Genomic DNA, 21695 nt, shown 5'->3' with positions numbered 1-21695 from the left:
AGGGGCCGCGGCATGACTGCGCGCAAGCGAGCAGGCCGTCGCCCGCCTGACAGCTTCGTCCGTGTCAGGGGCGCGCGCGAACACAACCTCAAGGACATCAATGTCGATGTGCCGCGCGATGCGCTGGTCGTGTTCTCCGGCATTTCGGGGTCCGGCAAATCATCGCTTGCCTTCGGCACCCTCTACGCGGAAGCGCAGCGTCGCTATCTGGAATCGGTGTCGCCGTATGCGCGCCGCCTGATCGACCAGGCCGGCGTGCCGGACGTGGACAGCATCGAGGGACTTCCGCCCGCGGTAGCGCTGCAGCAGCAGCGCGGCACCCCCAACGTGCGTTCCACGGTGGGCAGTGTCACCACGATTTCCAGTTCGCTGAGGATGCTGTACTCCCGCGCGGGCACCTATCCCGCCAACCAGCCGATGCTGTATGCGGAGGACTTCTCTCCCAATACGCCGCAGGGTGCCTGCCCGCATTGCCATGGCCTGGGCCACGTCTACGATGTCACCGAGAAACTGATGGTGCCCGACCCCTCGTTGAGCATCCGCGAGCGTGCGATCGCAGCGTGGCCCCCCGCCTGGCATGGCCAGAACCTGCGCGACATCTTGGTCACCCTGGGCTACGACGTCGACGCGCCCTGGCGGACGCTTCCTCGCAAGGATCGCAACTGGATCCTGTTCACCGACGAACAGCCGACCGTGCCGGTCTATCCCGGCTTCACGCCGGCGGAGACGCGCACCGCACTGCGTCGCAAGACCGAGCCCAGCTACATGGGCACCTTCATCGGCGCACGGAAGTACGTGCTGCATACCTTTGCCACCACGCAGAGCGCGCAGATGAAAAAGCGCGTGGCACGCTTCATGACCGGTGCCCCCTGTCCCGTGTGCAAGGGGCGGCGGATCAAGCGCGAAGCCTTGTCGGTGACCTTCGCTGGCATGGACATCGGAACGCTCTCCCACTTGTCACTGGACCGCATCGCCCAGACGCTGGCGCCCGCGGCGCTGGGGAAGTTTTCCCGACCCGCCCGCACGGGTACGCGGAGCAAGGCAGCCAGCCGACACGATACCGCCCAGCGCGTGGCCAAAGGCGGCCTGGCCCACGCCGGCAGCACGGATGTACGCCGCACGCCGGACTTGTCCGAAGAGAAGCGCATCGCGGCGGCACGCATTGCACAGGACCTGACCAGGCGGATCGCCGCATTGCAGGCCCTGGGCCTCGGCTACCTGTCGCTGGATCGCACCACGCCCACCTTGTCCGCCGGCGAACTGCAGAGACTGCGGCTGGCGACCCAGATCCGCTCCCAGCTCTTCGGCGTGGTGTACGTGCTGGACGAACCCACCGCCGGCCTGCATCCGGCGGATGCCGATGCACTCCATGAATCCCTCGACCAGTTGAAGGCGGCCGGAAATACCCTGTTCGTGGTCGAACACGACCTGGACATGCTGCGTCGCGCGGACTGGCTGGTCGACGTGGGGCCGGGCGCGGGACAACATGGGGGACGCGTGCTCTACAGCGGCCCGCCGGCCGGCTTGCAGCAGGTGGCCGAGTCCCATACCCGACGCTACCTGTTCCCCACCGGTGCGGTGACGCCGCGCACCCGCCGCGAAGCTTCGGGATGGTTGGGGCTTGCGGAGGTCCATCGCAACAACCTGCATGGCATCCACGTCCGTTTTCCGCTGGGCGCGTTGACCGCGGTGACGGGGATCTCGGGCTCCGGCAAGTCGAGCCTGGTGAGCCAGGCATTGGTCGAACTGGTGAGTGACCATCTGGGCCATGAACCCGTTGCCGAAGACCATGACATCGAACCGCGGCAGCCCCCGGAATCCGCCCGCGCGTCCGGCAGGCTGGTGGAGGGCGCGGCCGCGATCGATCGCCTGGTGAACGTGGATCAGAAACCCATCGGCCGTACACCACGTTCCAACCTGGCCACGTACACCGGCCTGTTCGATCACGTCCGCCGGTTGTTTGCGGCCACTCCCGCGGCCAGGGCCAGGAAGTTCGGTGCCGGCCGCTTCTCTTTCAATGTGGCGCAGGGACGATGCCCGACGTGCGAGGGCGAGGGCTCCGTGCATGTCGAGCTGCTCTTCATGCCCAGCGTTTACGCGCCATGTCCTACCTGCCATGGCAGCCGCTTCAACGAGAAGACGCTCCAGGTCCGTTGGCGCGGCAAGGACATCGCGCAGGTGCTGGCGATGACCGTCGACGAAGCATCGGCCCTGTTCCGGGAGGAAGCCTCGGTCTGGCGACCGCTGCACCTGCTGCAGGACATCGGGCTTGGCTATCTGCGGCTCGGCCAGCCGGCAACCGAACTCTCCGGCGGCGAGGCCCAGCGCATCAAGCTCGCCAGCGAACTCCAGCGGGCCCAACGCGGCCACACGCTGTACGTGCTGGACGAGCCCACCACGGGCCTGCATCCCGCCGACACGGACAAGCTGATGACGCAGCTGCACAGCCTGGTCGACGCCGGCAACACCGTCATCCTGGTGGAGCACGACATGCGCGTGGTCGCCGACAGCGACTGGGTGATCGATGTCGGGCCCGGGGCCGGCGAACAAGGGGGGCGGATCGTGGCGGAAGGCACCCCGGAGAAAGTTTCGCGCTCGAAAGGCCCCACATCGCACCATCTAGCCAATGCACTGCGCGGCTAGCTTGGAACGGGACGGGCTTCCATGCAGTTCTCTTTGGAGCACGCTCTCTGGTTCGGCCACAGCGCTTTGACGCGTCAACATATAGGGCAGCCAGGATGAGACTCAAACGCGCAGAAACGACGGCCTCCACCTACGACCCCGAGGGAGGGGACCATGGCGGCCATGCCCGACTTGATTGCATCATCGTAGGTGGCGGCCCTGCAGGACTTACGGCTGCCACATACCTGCGCCGATTCCATAGAAGTGTGCGGCTCTTCGATGATGGTTTCAGCAGGGCCCGCTGGATCCCGGAGACTCACAATTGTCCCGGTTTCCCTCAGGGCGTCTCTGGTGAGAAACTCCTCCACAAACTGCGAGAGCAGGCGCTTACCTATGGCGTTGCTCCCGTGCAACGACGCGTTGTTGGAATCTCAGCTAGCCCCAATGGCTGGCAAGTCCGTGATGAAAACCAGACCTGGCATGCGGGAAGTGTCGTACTGGCCACCGGTGTTCGGGATCGGGTTCCTGACCTGCAAGACGGATCCATTGATGATGCGATAGCGCGCGGACTGATCCGCTTGTGCGCAATCTGCGACGGATATGAGGCGACGGACCAGAACATCGGGGTTGTGGGACCCTTGGTGCAAAGCATCCAGCACGCCTGCTTTCTGCGCACTTTCTCGTCTCGCGTCAGCGTGGTTCCCTTGTCAGATTCCGTGCCTGTCCTGGCGGAGGTTCGAGAAGAGGCGTTGCGCCGTGCGGCCGAACTTCGCATCCAGGTCCTCCCCGAACTGCACCATCTCTCCTGCAGGGACGACACCTGTGAAGCGAGCGACGTGGCGGGCGGCACGCATCGGTTTGATACCCTTTATGCCGCTATGGGGGCGCCCGCGCGCAGCAATCTGGCAGCCATGGCCGGCGCGACGATGGCAAAGGACGGCGCGATCCTAACGGATGCCCATCTGCAGACGTCGCGGCCGGATCTCTACGCCATTGGCGATGTGGCTACGGATCTGAACCAGATATCCGTGGCCTTCGGCCATGCAGCCATCGCGGCTACCGCCATCCATCGTCGTCTAGACCCGGTCCTGCGCTAACGCAAAGAGTTTGCTCTTGAATCTCCTGGAAAGGATGAGCCTAGTGCTGCATTAGAAGCTACGGCTGACACTTCAGCAATTGGCTACCGGCAGCATCCAAATGGCCCTTTTTAGCAGGCCGAAAGCTGCGCTCTCCCCGCCTCCAATCAATAGAGTGTCTGGCAACGCGTGCAGAAAAATGATCGCCGTTTGCGCACGCCCAGGTATTCTTTTGTGATGCGCTGGCCGCATTGGGGGCATGTGGACTTGGTATGCACCAGCCAGTGCTTGCGAAGGACGAACTGCTTCTTCCATTCAAGGAACTCGAAGCTGTACTGGCGAGCCTGCACTATCACTTGGCCGAGCTTCCGCGGCGGGAGCGCCCCCACCTCGCTGGCAGGATGGACGCCGACGCGGAAAAGCACCTCGTTCTTGATGATGTTTCCAACGCCTGCAAAGATGTCTTGATCCAGCAAGGCATCGCAGACCAGTACCGAAGGCTGTAGTTCAAGTTTGGTCCTGGCGAGCTGTGGCTTCCATTCCGGGCTCATCACGTCGATGCGCCAGTCATAGGTATCGTCCAGAAGCCCTTCGATGTATTTGAGCGAAGATGCGTAGAAGTTCAGCACGCCATTGTCGAACAACAGGGACATGCGAGGATTGGCCGGCTTTTCTTCATCGATCAGGTAGGAACCGAACATCAGCATGTGAACACGCAGGCTGAAATCACGGAACTCGATGAGGAAATGTTTGCCCCAGCTGCGCAGCGCGACAACGCGCTCGCCTTCCATTCGGCTCAGGTCGAGCTTGCTGTTGCCCGACGCCCTGCGGACGGTCTTGCCGCTGAAGTGGGCGGCCGCCTCCTTCAGGATGACGATGGATGGGCCTTCAGGCATGCGAATTTTCGGGCGTCCGCGGCGATGAAAGTGTCCGTAGCAGATCCTGTAGGAGCGCCGCATTGCCAGTCGCATGGCCGTGTGCGGTATTGTCGAAAATGATCCACGGGCAGGCGGGCCATCTGGCGGAAACGACCGCAATGGCAAGCTGCTGCAGACTGTCCTCCGTGTATGCGCTGTAGTACATCTGCGGCGAGCCGTGCCAACGCCAATATGGCCAAGGCGACACCGCTTCGGGGCGGCGGGCATCATCTACCAGGGCCGGGTCTGCGGCGACGCGGCCGACGCCGTACCGCTGCAGCAATGCCTCCGCGCTGCTGGAAAACCAGCTGGCATGCCGAGGTTCGCAGACGAGCGGTGCCTGCGAGCGATGGCGGAACATGCGAAAGAACGTCGACGCGACACGGGCGTCGAGCAGATGGCTGGGCGGCAGCTGGAGAAGGAAGCCCCCCAGCTTGCTGCCAAGCGCTTCTGTCTCGCCCAGAAAGCGGTCCAACGCCGGAGCGGAATGACGAAGGGCGAGTTCGTGGGAAATCAACTTGGGGATCTTGACGGAGAAACGGAAGTCCCTCGGAACCGAGGAGGCCCATCTCGCGTAGGTGGCCGGCTTGTGGGGTTGGTAGAATGATGAGTTCACTTCCACGACTGCGAAACGGGTGGCGTAGCGCGCGAGCATCGATTCGCCTTCGCCGAACAGTGCCAAGCTCTGGCGGGGAATGGACCAGCCTGCACAGCCGACCTTGATTGCCTGCATTGAGCTGGGTTCCTTGCACCGGGGTGTCATAGGGAACGTCACAGGGGAGTGACGTTGGTGGTCGGATCCCTTCAGCAGACGCCCGATTGATCCTTCCTCATGTGGACGGTTGGTACCGTGCACTCACGATGCCAACGCGAACGACCTGAATAGTTTTGGCCTAGTTCGCCGCGCCATTCAGTTGCTTGGCCTGCGCCAAGTGATTGGCCACATGCTCACGCGTCACAGCCAAGTGTGTCCTGACCTCTGCACGGCCGGCGGCGGGTATCAGCTTTCCATCCAGCGTCGCGAGTGCTTCCGTATGATCCTTCACCATGGCAGCAACATAAGCCTTGGAGTACACATCGCCGCTCTTGTCGTTCAGCATGGCCAGCGCTCGCTCGCTCTTCTTGCGTTGCCCATCTGCATCGGGTGCCGCGTTCTCCGGATTGAGTGCGGATGTCTTTTTTCGGTTCTCGGTATGCTGATCAATCATCATCTGCGCATAGGCTGCGACAGGTCCTTTTACGCCTTTGGCGAGGGCCTGTTTACTGGCGGCAATTTCATGGTCATTGATCGCGTTCAAGACGCCAAGAGCATTACGCTCGTCCAGGGATGGCTGGATGTCGGGTCGACCGGTGGCAGCCATGGCTTCGGCTGTTTCATCGGTGGGGTCGGTGTTCAAGACGGGGACTGCGTCTGAAGTCTCGGCCATGACGTCAGCATCGTTATGGTTGTCGCGACAGGCGGACAAGGACACCACGCCGATGGACACGGCGGCGAGGACGAACAGGTGGCGAGCTTTCATGATGCAACTCCGGCTTGTGGGGTGAGGGCCGAACCGGAAAAGCCTTCAGGATGGGAACCTGTCCGTATGTTGGCTTGGCTACTAGAGAACGCTCAGGCCCGTGAACGCAATGTGCAATATGTACAGCGTTTAGATTGGCGTGAAGGTGTTGCGAAGACGTGCTGCATCAGTTCGGGCGTGATCTCTTCTTCAATCACTGCTCCACCGGCGCGGTCAGCAAAAGGCAGCTGGAAACCTAGTTGTCCGGAAACATGGAGTAGACGATGAACAAGGTGGATGCCGTGGCCTGCCCGCATGGTCAACAGGACAGCTGATGCTGTCCATCCGTTGACAATCGCTAGTGCTCGCGACACAGCACCAAGTATTAACTGAATGGGTAGGCTGCCGCCGTCCGCCCTACCCCCGATAACGACCCCTAATCGTTCAATCCGATTCATTGCCCAGAATCTCAGAGGTTATTCCGAATTGGTCTTCTCCCCATCAGCGGATGACGACCCGACGTCAGAGCTCGGTAGAGTGAGCGGCACGCTGGCGGAGTCAGTGCCCGACGGGGCACCTCCCCAAGGCTATCGCCCATGCGATGGTCCTTCTACTTTCCGGGCGTGGCCTCGACCAGCTTGACCAGCTCGCGCTTCTGCTGCTTGGTCAGTGATCCCCACCGAAGCAGCAGCTTGGCCAGTAGATCATCATCGGTATAGAGAAACGCTGCCGGAACGCCCAAGGCCTCGGCCAGCTGCTTGGCCGTGGCCGAGCGCGGCTCATGGACACCACGCTCGTACTGGTTGATGCGGGTGCTCGCCACGTCGGGCTCCATACCAGCCAAAACACCCAGCTGAGCCTGCGTCAGGCCTCGTCCCAAGCGTGCCTGCTTGAGGCGCCTGGCGAAATTCGATCGCTTGTCAGCTGATTCGGACACACGGGCCCCGGGTCACATCCAGATGAAAAGGATGGCCGAAGTGCCTTTCGCTGGATACTAAGTTAATCTTAGTATCCCTGCAATGCGGCCGGCTCCAATGACGCCTCACACGCTGGATGACCTGGGGTTGCCCGGTGCCGTGTACCTGTGGGCCCTGCTCCACGCCCAGCAGCATCGCCTTGCCCTGGCGCCCACGGCAGACCTGGCCATGGAAGCCCTGCAGGTCCTGGCCTCGCACCAGATCGTGGCGTTGCCGGGCGCTGGATCGGGCTGGACGATCGGCCAGCGCCACACCCCCATCGAGGGCATCGCATGGCGGTGGACCTGGAGCGCCTATCAGGCCGACAGTGCCCTGCCGGCGGTGGAAGATTTTTTGGCCTCAGTGCCTTGCGATGAGCTGCTGCTGACCTTGGGCGCGGCCTTGTGGCAACGCTTGGTGCACGATGAGGCCCAAGCGTTCTACGCCGAGCAACTGGCCCGTTGCCAGTTCGATGCCCACTGGCAGCAGGACATGGCCTTTGCCCAGCGCCTGTCGCGTGTGTCGCTCAGTGCTTCGCAATGGCGGTACTGCGCGTGGGCGGCGGTCCGCCAGGGTGCCACGTTGGCCCGCCAAGGCGCCCTGCCCGCCTCCCGGGTACGCGAAGGCATGTACGGCGAGATCCTTCGACGGGCCGCGGCGGTGGCGGCCGGGCGCTATGGCCGCTGTGGTTTTACTCCGGCGGCGGTGCAGCCGCCCACTGCGCTGGCGCAAGGCTTGGCGTGTCAGTGGTTCACGCTAGGACAGACCTACTGGACCGCCTTGCCCAGCATCGAGGCCCTGCAGCCGGGTCTGATGACCTCGGGCTAGGCGCCTGGATACTTGGGGAATTTCTCATTGGGATGCTTGGCCTTCCACTCCTTGTAGGCCGCCGTGCCCTCCCAGGCAGTAAAGGACCGGAGTGGACGCCCGCGACCGCTCCAGGTCTCCTGCGTGTGTGGCAGCCAGTACTTAGGGGCGACCTCCTGACTGCCGGCCGGCTTCTTGACCCGCGCCGGGCTGCTGGCTCCCACCGCGGCCACGATCTCGGCCTTTTCCTTGGTGCTGAAATACGGGCTGTACTGGCCAAGCAGATTCATCACCTCGGCATAGGCATCGGCCGCCTGTTGCTGGCGCAGCTGGACTTCTTGGCGTTCCAGATTGCGCAACTCTTCCTCAAGCTTGGCTCGAGCCGTGGCGATGGAGTCCAGGGTGGGTTTGCTCATTGGTTGTGCACCGGGGAATTGCAAGCGCTGTCCACGCGTCGGGCCGACACGGTCCTGCGCGGGCTCCAGGCCGCCCTGGCCACACGCCATGAGCTTTCCCTCACAGCATCGGACCGGTGATGGGTTGACCGCAACTCCTGGCGCGGTGCCGATACCGGCCAAGGGGCGCGCCTCTCCGGCACGCGCATCATCGCGGCGTGAGCGATGCGCCAGGTTCACCATCGGTCATTGCCAACGCGCAACAAGCGCAAAGGCCGCGGTATCGCACGCTATCGTGCCGAAGGTAGGCCAGCGCGTTGAACGGGCGCCGGCTACCTTGCCATCCTGACTGGGCCAAGCTCACCGCCAAGAGGTCAGCCGCTTGCCCTACCCCGTCACTTAAGCGTTATCAGTCACTCGTCTCTATTGGGTAGCAGGGCCCGCACATGATGCCCTTCACCTCTCATCCAAGTAAAAGGAACGCCGGGCGCGATACGACGCTGCTTGTACTCGCTTGAATAGTCGTGATACCAGCTTCCTTGACGGGACACGACCAGCGTCCACCGCAAATTGTCCTTCAAGCGCTTCTCATAGGCCTTGTAACCCTTACACTTCCAGCGAGAGAAGCCCTCGCTAAGCTCGAACTCAAGCAGCGCCCCCACGTCATTCAGGCGGTCACCAAGTAAATTCTCAGAACGGTGGAGCTGCAGCATTCGAAGTTGCTCAATTACCTTGTCACGCTCACTAGGCGGTCCAGCGTCGGCAAGAAGATGCTTTGCCTTATACAGACAGTACTGAAGATGACTCTTGAGGACCTTGTAGGCCGTCCGCCGCAATGCCAATGTCGGTCGACCTTCGCCGGGCCGAGTTTGCATCCGCCACGGGAAGATCTGACGGACTGATTTTCGCCAGATCCAGAATCCTACTGCGACGGGACAGCACGCCAGAAGGTCTTCCGGATGCGGCGAATCATCGTTGAATCGGTCGGAGAACAGGCGCAAAGGTGCGTCAAGACAAGCCTCGTGAGAATCGCCTCGGCGACGTAAAAACCAGCGATAGACTGAGGATACTAGGGGGTCGATCATATCTCCCGAAAAAATGTCACGCACATCACGTTTGTCCCCTGGCGACAAGGGTTGAAACCGGAGCTTTGCCTGTGGCCATTCGGTCCGACGCACCTCTGAGGGAACCGAGGTATGGCGGCAAACTGCTTCCAACCAGAGATCTGTCCAATCCATATCCTGAGGACTGTGATGAATTGAAAGCCGATGGTAGTAGGAGCGCTGCATCCACGAGCAGAGAAACTCCAGCGGTCCTCGCATCCTCTCTGTTTCGATGCTTGCCTTAGATCGTTGCTCAACGGTTCTCGGCTCTCCGAACTTATCGCTATCTGCCAGTGGAAGAAGGTACTTCGTACAGGAGAAGGCCTGGGCTCTACCGGCCATCGTCAAGCTCAACTCCCCACCACAGTGGGGACACCAGTGACTCAGGGCCTCATCATGGACAGGGCAACGTAGCAGAAACAAGTTCTGATGTACCCGCAAATGGATCCCTTCATGCAGACAGGAGCTGCACACCCTCAAGTAGGGACTCCGAGCAAGACGGGGGATCTCCTGCTCTTCAGCACTGGCTACATCCTCCAGGTGCTCGCGAACCGACTTCCCTTGCACGAGGGCCACAGTATCAACACGCCGCAATGCAGAGATCCACCGAGTCTCAAGAAGGTTGAGTTTTGGAGAACGCTGGCCGATCTCATGGAATCGCTGAAGGTATGCAACCGGCGACTGAGCCCGATACCAAGCTAGCTTGCTGACGTGGGAGTAAAGGGATTCTTCTGGGAGAACGCAATCGTCTCGCCATGGCACGAGAACGCGGGTCATTTGAAGGCCTCGCGCGCGGCCCTGGCGACAAGCTTGTCTTGCAACTGCATTTCGGGACTATCGAGTACTCGATGCAGCTCACACAGGTAGGCAAGATACGCAGCGATCGTGTCCATCCCGAGGCCGCGCTTGAGGTCAGTCTCGCCCAGCGATCCCGTCAGCTTCGTCCATAACATCTTTGAGTGTCGCTGAAACCGAAATTTGTTCGCAAACGCCTGCGGAAATAGAAGCTGTGTGTAGGTGTACCCCGAGCCTTCCGGGAACTCGGACTTCTCATCCATGGCCTCGCAGATGACGTTGAATCCCTCCAAGTCAGAACAACGACGAAATTCGGTTATTCGCTTGAAGTAGCGTACGTGCAGGTCAGATCGACCCAGGCGCTTGACCAGTTCCGCTTTCTCCAAAAGCTCGCGCTGACCCATCAAGACCGTCGCCACTTTCACTCCGCGCGAAACCAACTTGTTGACGACTGCTTTCAACCAACTCAACTCATTGATTCCAACTTCTTGCGCCTCGTCGAACAGCAGAAACAGCCTCATGTCTGGACCAGCTAGCGCAAGCAGAGCCCTGTTGAGCTGGTCACGTTTTCCCGCCAGGCTATGCGAAGCTTTGCCTAAGCCAAGTTCGAGAATGATAGCTTCCAGCAAACGTCCTTCCGCAGAGCGCTCGTCCGCTACGGCCTCATAGCGCATAACGCCGCTATTAGGAAACGTTTGTCCAATGTGGGCATCAATTGCATCCAGACAGGAGGACTTTCCTGTTTGAGGGTCCGCCCAGGCCGCATTGGCGTAGCGCGCCGTGCGCGCTCCCGCCATCACGGCGCCAACGAACTCCAGAATTGACTTCGTAGGAAGAACCGCGTTTCGCAGAATGATGGGGTGCTCTGACCACCATTTCTCCCGCGCATCGATAAGCTCATTCATGTGCGCCCTCCTCTATTGATGGACTTGAGGTCTGGCAACGCATATAGCGGCAGATCCTCATCCTCTTCTGGCCTGGTTTCATGCGCTGCTGCTGCGCGACGAGCCTCATCGAGCAATCGATTGAGATCCTGCTGAGATGTGTTCTGAGCGCGACTCTGCAGCGCGTGCTCGTTCTCAACGTGCTCGGCTATCGCCTTGGACTGCTCTCTTGTCGGCTTCTTGGCGTGGCTGATGCCCTGTCCGACGTGCTCCAGATGGGCCGCAATAGGGTCCTCATCGTGTCCCAGCGGAAGCTGGCCATCGCGAATCCATTTGTTGATGCGAACACGTGTGTCGGCTGTGTGTGGAGAATGACGCCAGCGGCCGCGCACCTGCGCCACCCCGAGAGGAGTGCCGTCGGATTCGAACAGGCGAAGGAATCTGGCATCCCGTCGATCCAGGTGCGCAATGACGGATTTGCCGATCAGCTTCCATCGATCCGAAAGCTCAGGGCTGAAGTAGCTTTCCTCATTGAAATAGACGTGCGGTCGCTTGCCGCTCTCCTCCTTCCCCCGCACCTTCAAGGGGAAGATGCTGATGTCCAAACCGGGAAGCAGGTCCAAGCGAGGGGGCAACACCGGGAACACCCACGCACGCTCCGAGTCCTGCATAAGTCCCTGCAACTGCTCGATCCGTCGAACCCCGTATGCGCCTTTACTCTTGTGTCGGTTGTACGCACGAATGGCACGGCGAATCAGTGAGATCGCCTCTGCCTCAGTCATTTGAGGCTCGGATTTTGGGGGTGCTTCGACTCGTAGGGGATCTTGTGGTCCGGAGCCGGTCGTTTCGCGCAAGCGATGAAAACCGAATCGCTCCAAGTGACTGAATAGACCTTCCACGTGTGGGCGACGCTCGGGCCTGCGAACAGGTCCAAAATTGATGTCGCAGCCCAAACGCTCGCTCACCCGCTTTAGCACCTGCGTAGCCAGATGCGAGAGAGCGTTGTCTACGAGCAGTTGATTGAACCCGCAGGATGTGAACGGAATTCCGAGATCACGAGGCAACCAAGGCTCTGCGGCTTGATCTGCTTCTGGCAAAAGGCTGGCGCCTTCGCTGGCATCAAAGAGTGCGTCCAATACATCGTCGGCATTGGTTTGGGAACGAAAGATGACGGTGAAGCCCACCACAAGCCCGGTGAACCGATCCACGAGAGCGATCAGTGTCAGGCGTGGTCCTTTGACCCAGCGCACGCCGCCAGGCGTATCAAATGCGATCCAGCCACCGGGGAAGTGGCAGAGGTGCTCATCGAGTTCGACGACATCGAGATAGCGTTCTGCGCGCAAGCGGGAGTAGGTGCCAGTTCCGGCCGCTGATGCTGTCTTGGCTTTCTGCCCATACTGGGTAGCAACGATGGCATCGAAATGCTGGTCGAGAAACTCGTTGACATACTTGTAGATTGCACCCTTGCCCCGTTTATCCATGTTGAGTGGCCATTGGGTGGGATCTGCACCATTGTCTTTGCAAAGGCCGATGAACTTTCCGTGCGCAGTGATGTGACGCACCTTGTTCTCATACCCATCCTTTGCCTTGGCCGTACTCAGCAGGTACTCATCAAATGCCAACTTGATCGTCTGATGGCGCATGAAGAACCATCCGAGTGCGCCGGTCAGTCCAGCGCGTCCGTTCCTGCCCTTGGGAACCAGGGGCTTGATACGACCCGTGCCCTTCACGCGTTTTCCCGGCAGCAATCCAGCCCAACCGAGATGTCCGCGATGTGGCCCGGGTGTCATGCAGCGGTTCAAGGCGCGAAGTAGGCTTTCCCGATCCACACCCTGGTCTGCCTCGATGTCCTGCACTTTTTCCCCTTGGACATAGCGTGTGACGGCGGACTTGAGCGCGATGAACTTCTCCTTGGCTGCGGTATCGAGATGATCGATTGAGACCTCTGGCCACGCCACAAGGTCCAGATCATGAAGGGGCGTATTGCGGCGCGTTATGCGCTTCATACGTTCTCCTTCTTTCGTAGACGGGTATGCAACGACCAAGGCGATGAATCCAGGTCTGAGACCCAGTGCCGTTTGCGTACCAACAAACCGACAACCCCCAACAGGACTCCCTGCGGCACGCTGCTGTGCGCATCGAGCAGCTGCTGCAGACTCGCGCCATTTCGCGGGAACCACTCACTCAGTTGCCGCTCTACAGAATTCGTTTCGTGGAGCTTTACGCGACGTATACAAGGAATCACGCGCCGCCAGTTGTCGATGCGCATCTTGTTGGCATCCAGGTCCGGGAATCCAATTTGCAGATCCTCAGGACGACCCAGCGCAGAGGTCGACGCACCTGTCCACAGAACTTTTCGCCGCACGCCCCTGCTCAAGATGTTGGCGAAGTGTTCGAAACCGCCCGGTACGGAGTTGCCCGATTTCTCGTCTTCTTTCAGCGGTGTGTAGTCGACTTCCTCGACTTCAGTAGCACCTTCGAGGAAGTAGAACAACTCCATCTTGGCGTCGGAGTTGACCAGAATGCTGTCGGATTGGAGTGGCGGCTGCAGTAGCCACAAGTTGTACGGGCTCTGCCCGCGCTTACGAACGGCGTCAGCCACGCGATTGCGCCCCTGCTGAGCAGGGGATCTGCTTTTTTGTCTAGACATACCTTTCCTATCGCTGACGGTGGGAAAGGCAGGCGGGACGGGGGAACACTTTGGCACGAGCTTACCCGTTGACACAGGAAGACCCGCGCGCTAGATTCATTTCACCAGAAGTGGTCCCAACTCGTTTTGAAAAATAGCCGGCCGGCCAGCCGGCTATTTTTTTGCCTGCCGAGGGGTGATCAGTGGCTAGGGCATCATCATTGCTCCATCATGAGATAGATGATGCTAGGTCAGCGGCGCGGACCTTGCTGGCATGGATTGAAAGGCAATCCATTTTTGCTGGAAACAAACACCTGTGATATGGCCCAGAAGAAGCAAACAACCTCAAGTAGCCTTGGACCCATGCTTTGGGTTTGCTACCTCATGCACCGGTTCAATTGCGAACATCAGGCATTGAGCTATCAGCTAGCTCAGCCGATCGAGGACGGTGAGGCGTTTGTATGGGCGCGCGTGCCCTTTCCCGACGAGTCCATTCCTGACATGTTTGGTCGCATCTACGAGTTGGGAACCAACCCCGATGGCGCCTATTTCACAGAGCCGAACTCGCCTGGGAAGAAGTTCAATCTGTTCTCACGGGTACTGGAACGCGTACCGGAATCTCGTCATTGGCTACTGCGGCAAGCATCTGGCTATTTCGAGGAGACCGCCAACGTTGCAGAAAGCCTGGCGCTAACGCGAGAGTTATTAAGCGAATCAGGGTGGCTCTTACTGTCAGCCGAATGCGTGCATGCATGGACAGAGTTTGATCCGGTTGCTGCGGCGGCAGCAGGGCAGCAGACCCTTGACAAGCTGGTGGAAATGCCGCGACCTGAGGCACTGCTACTACTCCTCGCCCTACTACACCAAACGGTCTGGCACTTCTCTACACACGCCAGAAGTGCGGACTTATCCAACTCGTCCTTGATCCACACGCTAGCTGAGAGCTGTATTGGCGCTGCTAAGTCAATCGGTGCGCTGGAGTGGGTTGCATCTCACCCGGGACAACCCGGTCTCGCCCACAATCTCCATAACGGCGTCAGGGTCGCCGTCCAGCACTTGTGTAAGCACGGACAGCGAGAACTAGACTTCACCGCGGGAAACACACGTTTCCCCACCCAGATTGTGCTGGTGGCGGATACAGACGCTAGCCGAAGCTGCATGCGGGCAATGCAGGCGCATTCGTCACTGTATGGCTTTGAGGCAATGTTCGATGAGAGGCGCTTCCACGAAGAGTATCTGAGCGCTAAAGATGCCCATGAAGCGTTGTCAAGGCAGGTCTCTGATTTCTTGCCCGTGGCTAGTAATCAGGGCTAGGAGCGTGCCTGGAATGTCACAGAAATGCCGAATTCGTCCCGGTTAGTAACATGTTTGCCGAACCCGAAAATTCGGAAATACTGTTACATTCCGGAGCAATCGTAGGCTAAGTAATTGATTGAGAATGGATGTCACATGTTACATCCGTTCCGATCCCGCCAAAGGACACTTTGGAGGCATTTGCATGTTGATGGATCAGCCCCCGTGCTGGCAGGACGGACAGCAGCAGAATCCCTGCGCCTTAGCGCACTACAACCGTGTTGTGCACGGCCACACCGAACTGCGCGCGGACTGGCTGGGCTGGAAGCAGCGCGGCCGATACCTGGTGGCGCCGGACGGCCAGCGGATCAGCCCAGAGCGAATGCGCGGGATCATGTGGCGAATGGAAGCCGAAGACCGCCGGGACACTGCCCGGGCCCGGAACGCCAAAGCGAAGGTTTCGCAGGGATGCGTCAAGGTCGTTGTCGTGGAGCTCGCCGACTGGCAGGCCCGCCACTTCGGAAGCCGCGCCGGGTAAGAGCCCGCTCCTTCCAGTCGCTTTCATCGTGCGGCTAAGAGCCGCACCTCACCCGCCTAAATCTGAGCCGACATGCTTGTTGACCAACTGGCGGATGCGACTGGCAGCGGACGCAGGCTCGTCCAACTTAGCCGCTATCTTGTGTTCGAATAGGTCCTTAACGGTATTGAAGCGGTCGATAGAATCTGCTGGCTTGCCAGCATTAACTTCCTTTGATGTCTCGTAGGCAATACGTAGATCGAAAAGGACGGGATAGATCGACTTGGACCAGTCAAACACGGCCGCCTGTACTTCAGTGCCAAGTAGGGCTCCAACAGAACCGACACTCTCCGTAAGCTCAACCAGCTTTTTTTGAACTTGACGAACATCGTCTAAACCCAAGTCTTCGAGAACTTGTCCATTCTCTAATTCTCGGCGTCGAAAGTAAGCAAAGATTTGCCACTCTAAGATCTTGGACGAGACGAAGGCAAGGACAGTCAGGAGCCTGATGGCTTCGGTGGCTCTTGAGGCATCTATCCTCGCAGCTGCAGCCCGAACTGCCGAATCAGAGAAGGCGCGGCGTGATGCGGCTGCGGCATCCACGTTGAGGACTACCGACTCGGCATACTTTGCGATTAACGCATTGAAGAACTTCAATGAGAGTCCAATCGCAATACCTGCGATTGTCCAAAGAAGATTCTCTACGAACCAATGCATTACAAGTCCTCCTATTTACAAGCGTCCCAAACCGATTGGTCGAAGGCACGCGAGCCGGCGAATGTGCGGCTGTTACCAATCCGCTTGTAGTGGGCATCACGTCGGTCGCGTGCAGATTGGCATGAGGTGGTGACGCTAGGAATCGAGGCGCCGGATGCTCTGCGAACACCAGCGCCAATTCCAACCGCGACCGGCTGCTGCGCGGCATTTCGCTGCTGGACGGTGCGCCGATCACGCTGGATTGAGGCCTCGGCGGCTTGGCGCTTGTAGTGGTCGTCCCAGGTATAGTCGCGCGGCTGCGTGTCCCAGCGCTTCTCAGCTTCCGAGCACGGCTGGGACTGGTAGACCGCCCCACCCTTGGCGTCCCGGCATTTGTAAATCGACTGAGCCGATGCCGGCGCGACGGCCAGCACGGCGGCAAGAAAGATCCATTTCATGGCGTACCCCTACGCTTCCGGGGCCGAGCATAGCGCCAAATCGGCCCTAGAGCGACGACACCGGCCCGGTGTAGGTCTGGCTGGGCGTATAGCCGGGGCTGCGTGGGAACACGTCGGGGTGTTGACCGGGTGCGTAGTCGATCGTTACGCCTGCGCGGTCGGCGTTGCCCGCCTCACTCGCGCCGCTCGCAAGGCCGGCAGTGCCGCCGCTTCCGCTCAGGTTGTACAGCGTATGGTCTGACTCACGGACGCGAATCTCACGAGGCCACGGCGTGGCGATGATGACGTGATCCCCAGCCACCAGCTTGACGCCACAATTCGCCCCAGTGGGCGTGCAGCCCAAGGCCTCGATGGCCGCGACCTGCGATTCTCCAGATCCGCCCACCCCGTAGCCGCTTACTATGGAGGCCCCACCGATATCCCGGCCTCCGTCTGCCGTACCGGCTTCAAGGTTCCGTCCGGGTTGTACTGCAGATACTCGACCGTGACCGCGCGCCGACCGATCGCGCCATTCTGGTCGCCGATGGCGAGTGCGGCGTTGTGCAGGAACAGATACCAGCGGCCTTTGAACTCGGCGATGCCCGGATGGATCGTGAAGCTGTACTTGCCGGAGCCCGTCAGTTCGCCACGGTACGTCCACGGGCCAGCCAGCGATGCCGCGGTGGCATAGGACACCTTCTCGTCGCGGTGCGTGGCACGATCCAGCGAGGCGTACGTGAGGTAATAGAGGTCGCCACGTTTGTGCAGCCACGGGCCCTCTTCGAAATGCGGTGGCGTGATCTCGGTGATCGGGCCATCGAGCTCGATCATGTTCGGCTTGAGTCGTGCGATGTAGCACTGCCGGTTGCCCCATGCGATCCAGGTGGTGCCGTCGTCGTCGGTGAAGACCGTCGGATCGATGTCCTCCCAGCTGTGCGTGCCCTTGGGCGTCATCTGGTTGGTGATCAGCGCTTCGCCCTTCGCATCGACGAAGGGGCCCGTCGGGCTGTCGGCCACCGCTACGGCGATGGCCTTGCCTGGATGCGACTCGTCATGTTCGACGGCTGCGTAGAACCAGAAGCGGCCATCCTTCTCGATGGCCTGCGACGCCCACGCATCCGCTTTGGCCCAGGCGAAATCGGCCACCTTCATGATCGGTCCGTGATCGACCCATGTCGCCATGTCCGTGGTCGAATAGACCAGCCACTCGCGCATGTTGAACATCTCGTCGCGCTGCGCCTGGTCGTGCCCGACGTACAGATAGAGACGGTCGCCGACCACGAGCGGCGCCGGATCGGCGGTGAACTTGTCGCGGATCAGCGGGTTCGACCGCGGCGTGGCGGCATGCGTCCCCTCCCCGGTCGCCCACGATGCCAACGGCAGCTGCAACAGGACCGCCAACATCGATACACATGCCAAGCAACGGAACATCATCGCGTCGTTTCCTCTTTCGTCCCAAGTTCACGTCCCTGTCCGACCCGCGCCAACCAGCCGTGCATCGCCATCCAACTCGCGAACGCATCGAACCAGCCCGTGCTCGTCGTCGGCTTGCGATCTGCGCGTGAGCAGGCGTGGCCAGCATCCACGTCAATGACGCGAGCGCGACACGGCGGACGACATCGGTGCCAGCACCGCATGCAAACGGATTGATGCGAGAAAGCCACCGCAGGCGCGGCGTCATGCCGCCCTCCCCTCGCCCGCCCGCCAGGCGAGTTCGAATGCCAGGCGCAGGCGCTGGCCGGGCAACAACACGCGCGGGGCAAGCGTGAATGCATCGGGTGGGCCGGTCTGGGGTTCGACGCAGGTCGCATGCGCGGCACCGTCGTACACCACCCAGTGATCGGTGTCGGCCCGCAGCTGCACGACCTGGTCGGCCCGATGCAGGGCGATCTCGCCGCCCGCCACGAAACAGTCGTCCCACGGGCCTGGGCCGGGTGGTATGCGCGGCAGCGTGGCGATACCGTCGGCGTCGCGCGGATACATGGCGTCGGGTTCGAAGACGAGCCGATCGGGTTTGCGGAACCACGGGTGCCAACCCAGCACGGCGGGCATCGCCTGCTTCCCCGCCTGCACAGCGAGTTGCAGGAACAGCCGATCCCCTTCCAGGTGCACCGATTGCGTCGCGGTGCCACCGAAGGGCCAGTAGTCGTCTTCCGGAAGCGCGAGCGACATCTCCGCCTGGTCCGCATCGAGGACATCCATCTGCCAGGGCCGCGAGAATCCGGTGCCATGGATCGCATGACCACCGAAGTTCACCGGCACGGCATGGGCCGTGCCGTCGAGATCGAAGTGTCCGCCGCGCAGACGTCCTGCCCAGGGCACCATCGGATAGCAGCCCCAGGCGATGGTCGCGGGCCAGCCGTCGTCCGGTCCCACCAGCCAGTCCATTCCATCGAAACGGATCTGCGCGAGGCGGCCGCCGGCGTCCGGCGCCAGCGCGACCTGCAGCCGACCGGCGCGCAACCAGTGCAACGGACCGGCCGGCATCGGTGCGAGCGCATCGTCGCAAGGCGACAGCCGATCAGCCGCCATAGGGATCGATGGTGCGGATGCGCCCATCCGCTTCGTGGTGCAGCATGGTGCACTTGGCGGAACGCAGGTGCGTCACGCCGCCCGACATCAACGCATCGTGGTAGAACAGGTACCACTGCCCACCGAAGGCACAGATGGAATGGTGGGTGGTCCAGCCGACGACCGGCTTCAGGATCACGCCACCGTAAGTGAACGGGCCATACGGACTGTCGCTGACGGCATAGCACAGCAGGTGCGTGTTGCCGGTGGAGTACGACAGGTAATACCGGCCTTCGTACTTGTGTAACCAGGGACCTTCGAAGAACCGGCGCGCGTGGTCGTCGGCGCGCAGCGGCTGCCCGTGCTCGTCCAGGATCACGATCTCACGCGCGGCTTCGGCGAGCGAGGTCATGTCCGTGTCCAACCGGCCGACGCGCGGCCCCAGCGCGGGCGCGTCGCCCACCGGCTCCTCGTGCGCGACGTCGTAGAGGTTGTCGCGGTACTTCTGCAGCTGGCCGCCCCAGATGCCGCCGAAGTACAGGTAGTGCGTTCCGTCATCGTCCTCGAAGACGGCAGGATCGATCGAGTATGCGCCCTCGATCGGCTTCGGCTCGGCAGTGAACGGGCCTTCCGGTCTCTCGGCAACCGCCACGCCGATACGGAACAGACCACCGCCGTCCTTGGCAGGAAAATAGAGGTAGTAGCGACCATCGCGGCATGCGGCATCCGGCGCCCACATCTGCTTGTCGGCCCACGGCACATCGCGCACGTGCAAGGCCATGCCACAGTCGATGGCTTCGCCGTCCGGCGCGTCCATCCGCAGCACGTGGTAGTCCTCCATGCCGAAGTGGCCTCCCTCGTCGTCGAAGGCACCACCGCCATCGATGTCGTGCGAGGGATAGATGTAGAGACGGCCCTCGAACACGTGCGCGGAGGGATCGGCCGTGTAGATATGGGTCACCAGCGGTTTGGAGATCGCGCGTTCCGCCAGCTGCTCGAGCTCGCCTTCGCGCGCCATGGTGTCGTCGTGGATCGGGGTGTCGTTCATGGTCGGGGAGGTGTGGGTCACGTGGCTGCGCCTGCTGCGCGGCGACGCTGGTCGAGGTCGTGTTCGATGCGTGTCTCCATCCGCTTGTCGATCTGGTAGATGAAGAGCAGCGCCACCGCGACCAGGAACGGAATCGAGCAATAGACGCTGACGGTCAGCCGGATGCCGTCGACGACTGCATCGGGCTGGCTGGCCATACCCGCCTGGTAGCCGTAGTGCGCCAGGATGCCGGCGACCAGTGCACCGCCGATGCTCAAACCGATCTTCAGGCCGCACAGCATGGCGGAGAAGATGATGGCGGTGGCGCGCCGGTTGTTCCTCCACTCCGAGTAATCGGCGACGTCGGCGATCATCGCCCAGAGCAGCGGAATGGTGATGCCGTAGCAGAATCCGTGCAGCATGAAGGACACGAACACGGCAGGAATCGCCGTCGGCGGGTAGACGTAGAACACCAGCAGGAACAGCGTGGACACGAACAGCGCACCGCCGAACACATCGCGCTTGCCGAAGCGGTCGGCCAGCGGCCGCGACAGCCCGATGCCCAGGATCATGCAGATGATGCCGCTGGCGTTGAACAGGCTGAATGCCGAGGTGGCCGCATCCTTGGGCCACTGGAATTCCGTCAGGCCCGCACGGGTCAGCGTGGCGTTGAGCGCGCCGATGAAGCCGTTGAACCCGATGTCCTGCAGGAATGCCGCCAGTGCCGGACCGCTGAGGTAATACTGGAAGTAATAGACATACGTACCGCCCTTCAGCGCCAGGTTGATGAACACCAGGATGGTGAGCGCCAGCATGACCTGCCACGGCCGGTTGCGTACCAGGTCCGCCAGGTCCTGCATCACGCCGGAGGATTGCGCGGCGATGGGAACGACGCGCTCGCGCGTGGTGAAGAAGGTGATCAGGAAGAACACGGTGCCGACGACCGCGAACAGGGTCATCACGCTCTCGAACCCCTTCACCTTGTCACCGTCGCCCAGGATCAGCACCAGCGGCAGCAGCAGTACCTGGATGACGAACTGCGCCACCATCACCGCCACGAAGCGGTACGCCGACAGGCTGTTGCGCTGGGCCATGTTGCCGGTCAGCACGCCACTCAGCGCGGAATACGGCAGGTTGTTGGCCGCGTACACAAGTACCAGCAGGCTGTAGGTCGTCAGCGCATAGATGATCTTCCCGCGCTCGCCGAGATCAGGCGTGCTGAAGGCGAGCAGGGCCAGGATGCCGAACGGGACCGCCGTCCACAGGATCCACGGACGGAACTTGCCCCAGCGGGTGCGGGTGCGGTCGGCGGCGATGCCGATGATCGGCGTGAACACGAACGCCCCCAGCAGGCCCACCACGAAGATGATGGTGGCCGCGGTGGCCGGGGGCAGCTGGTAGACGTCGGTGTAGAAGAACGCCAGGTAGGTGATGAGCGTCTGGAAGATCAGGTTCGCCGCCAGATCACCCAGGCTGTACCCGAGTTTCTCCCGGACCGACAACGGTTGTTCAAGCGTGGACATGCGGTTCT

Annotated in this window: 20 protein-coding genes; 5 read left to right on the top strand and 15 right to left on the bottom strand. The window is 61.2% G+C overall.

What is annotated here, in order from left to right; genetic code table 11:
• The first annotated feature begins 12 nt into the window (after window positions 1–12).
• Both ACIPRS_RS15095 and ACIPRS_RS15090 read left to right on the top strand, forming a co-directional pair.
• The gene (locus tag ACIPRS_RS15095; protein ID WP_446539137.1) at window positions 13–2643 is read left to right on the top strand and encodes an excinuclease ABC subunit A; all 2631 of its coding nucleotides are present in this window, start codon (window positions 13–15) and stop codon (window positions 2641–2643) included.
• A gap of 95 nt (window positions 2644–2738) precedes the next feature.
• Window positions 2739–3719, top strand: coding sequence for an NAD(P)/FAD-dependent oxidoreductase (locus tag ACIPRS_RS15090; RefSeq protein WP_446539136.1), 981 nt, complete (start codon window positions 2739–2741; stop codon window positions 3717–3719).
• 146 nt (window positions 3720–3865) lie between these two features.
• On the opposite strand, the gene ACIPRS_RS15085 is transcribed toward ACIPRS_RS15090, so the two are convergent.
• The 4 genes from ACIPRS_RS15085 to ACIPRS_RS15070 form a co-directional block, all read right to left on the bottom strand.
• Window positions 3866–4594, bottom strand: a complete 729-nt coding sequence (locus tag ACIPRS_RS15085; RefSeq protein ID WP_446539135.1) for a DNA-formamidopyrimidine glycosylase family protein — start codon at window positions 4592–4594, stop codon at window positions 3866–3868.
• Window positions 4587–5348: a DUF72 domain-containing protein gene (locus tag ACIPRS_RS15080; RefSeq protein ID WP_446539134.1), complete on the bottom strand. Its 762-nt coding sequence runs from the start codon at window positions 5346–5348 to the stop codon at window positions 4587–4589. Before ACIPRS_RS15080 ends, ACIPRS_RS15085 begins: the two co-directional genes overlap by 8 nt.
• A gap of 160 nt (window positions 5349–5508) precedes the next feature.
• Window positions 5509–6135 carry a DUF4142 domain-containing protein gene (locus ACIPRS_RS15075; protein ID WP_446539133.1) on the bottom strand — a complete coding sequence of 209 codons (627 nt, stop codon included), beginning with the start codon at window positions 6133–6135 and terminating at the stop codon, window positions 5509–5511.
• A 589-nt stretch (window positions 6136–6724) separates the two neighbouring features.
• On the bottom strand, window positions 6725–7051 hold the full coding sequence (locus tag ACIPRS_RS15070) for a helix-turn-helix domain-containing protein (protein ID WP_446539132.1): 327 nt from the start codon (window positions 7049–7051) through the stop codon (window positions 6725–6727).
• A 97-nt stretch (window positions 7052–7148) separates the two neighbouring features.
• On the opposite strand from ACIPRS_RS15070, the gene ACIPRS_RS15065 reads away from it, so the two are divergent.
• A complete protein-coding gene (locus ACIPRS_RS15065; protein WP_446539131.1) occupies window positions 7149–7898 on the top strand; it encodes a hypothetical protein in 750 nt (249 codons plus the stop codon).
• On the opposite strand, the gene ACIPRS_RS15060 is transcribed toward ACIPRS_RS15065, so the two are convergent.
• The 5 genes from ACIPRS_RS15060 to ACIPRS_RS15040 form a co-directional block, all read right to left on the bottom strand.
• Window positions 7895–8293: an H-NS histone family protein gene (locus ACIPRS_RS15060; RefSeq protein WP_446539130.1), complete on the bottom strand. Its 399-nt coding sequence runs from the start codon at window positions 8291–8293 to the stop codon at window positions 7895–7897. The two genes, ACIPRS_RS15065 and ACIPRS_RS15060, sit on opposite strands and share 4 nt — an antisense overlap.
• A 392-nt stretch (window positions 8294–8685) precedes the next feature.
• Window positions 8686–9723 (bottom strand): hypothetical protein, encoded by a 1038-nt coding sequence (locus tag ACIPRS_RS15055; protein ID WP_446539129.1) that lies wholly within the window; start codon window positions 9721–9723, stop codon window positions 8686–8688.
• 425 nt (window positions 9724–10148) lie between these two features.
• The gene (locus tag ACIPRS_RS15050) at window positions 10149–11075 is read right to left on the bottom strand and encodes an AAA family ATPase (protein WP_446539128.1); all 927 of its coding nucleotides are present in this window, start codon (window positions 11073–11075) and stop codon (window positions 10149–10151) included.
• Window positions 11072–13060, bottom strand: coding sequence for a hypothetical protein (locus tag ACIPRS_RS15045; RefSeq protein ID WP_446539127.1), 1989 nt, complete (start codon window positions 13058–13060; stop codon window positions 11072–11074). The genes ACIPRS_RS15050 and ACIPRS_RS15045 overlap by 4 nt, the downstream gene beginning before the upstream one ends.
• Entirely contained in the window at window positions 13057–13656 is a 600-nt protein-coding gene (locus tag ACIPRS_RS15040) for a hypothetical protein (protein ID WP_446539126.1), read from the bottom strand. The genes ACIPRS_RS15045 and ACIPRS_RS15040 overlap by 4 nt, the downstream gene beginning before the upstream one ends.
• A 267-nt stretch (window positions 13657–13923) precedes the next feature.
• On the opposite strand from ACIPRS_RS15040, the gene ACIPRS_RS15035 reads away from it, so the two are divergent.
• The gene (locus ACIPRS_RS15035; RefSeq protein WP_446539125.1) at window positions 13924–14997 is read left to right on the top strand and encodes a hypothetical protein; all 1074 of its coding nucleotides are present in this window, start codon (window positions 13924–13926) and stop codon (window positions 14995–14997) included.
• A 184-nt stretch (window positions 14998–15181) separates the two neighbouring features.
• Window positions 15182–15514 carry a DUF3653 domain-containing protein gene (locus tag ACIPRS_RS15030; protein ID WP_446539124.1) on the top strand — a complete coding sequence of 111 codons (333 nt, stop codon included), beginning with the start codon at window positions 15182–15184 and terminating at the stop codon, window positions 15512–15514.
• A 48-nt stretch (window positions 15515–15562) separates the two neighbouring features.
• Here ACIPRS_RS15030 and ACIPRS_RS15025 read toward each other — a convergent pair whose 3' ends face one another.
• From ACIPRS_RS15025 to ACIPRS_RS15000, 6 genes are all read right to left on the bottom strand, one after another.
• The gene (locus ACIPRS_RS15025) at window positions 15563–16210 is read right to left on the bottom strand and encodes a hypothetical protein (RefSeq protein WP_446539123.1); all 648 of its coding nucleotides are present in this window, start codon (window positions 16208–16210) and stop codon (window positions 15563–15565) included.
• 11 nt (window positions 16211–16221) lie between these two features.
• A complete protein-coding gene (locus ACIPRS_RS15020) occupies window positions 16222–16647 on the bottom strand; it encodes a DUF4124 domain-containing protein (protein WP_446539122.1) in 426 nt (141 codons plus the stop codon).
• A gap of 399 nt (window positions 16648–17046) precedes the next feature.
• Entirely contained in the window at window positions 17047–18060 is a 1014-nt protein-coding gene (locus ACIPRS_RS15015; protein ID WP_446539121.1) for a glycoside hydrolase family 43 protein, read from the bottom strand.
• Window positions 18061–18303: 243 nt separating this feature from the next.
• Entirely contained in the window at window positions 18304–19158 is an 855-nt protein-coding gene (locus ACIPRS_RS15010; RefSeq protein ID WP_446539120.1) for an aldose epimerase family protein, read from the bottom strand.
• On the bottom strand, window positions 19148–20185 hold the full coding sequence (locus ACIPRS_RS15005) for a glycoside hydrolase family 43 protein (protein ID WP_446539281.1): 1038 nt from the start codon (window positions 20183–20185) through the stop codon (window positions 19148–19150). The genes ACIPRS_RS15010 and ACIPRS_RS15005 overlap by 11 nt, the downstream gene beginning before the upstream one ends.
• 17 nt (window positions 20186–20202) lie before the next feature.
• Window positions 20203–21687 carry an MFS transporter gene (locus ACIPRS_RS15000; protein ID WP_446539119.1) on the bottom strand — a complete coding sequence of 495 codons (1485 nt, stop codon included), beginning with the start codon at window positions 21685–21687 and terminating at the stop codon, window positions 20203–20205.
• Between the last annotated feature and the right edge of the window lie 8 nt (window positions 21688–21695).

The organism is Pseudoxanthomonas sp. LARHCG66 (genome assembly GCF_052871755.1).
The sequence above is the reverse complement of the archived record's forward strand: the minus strand, read 5'-3'. Positions and strand labels throughout refer to the sequence as shown.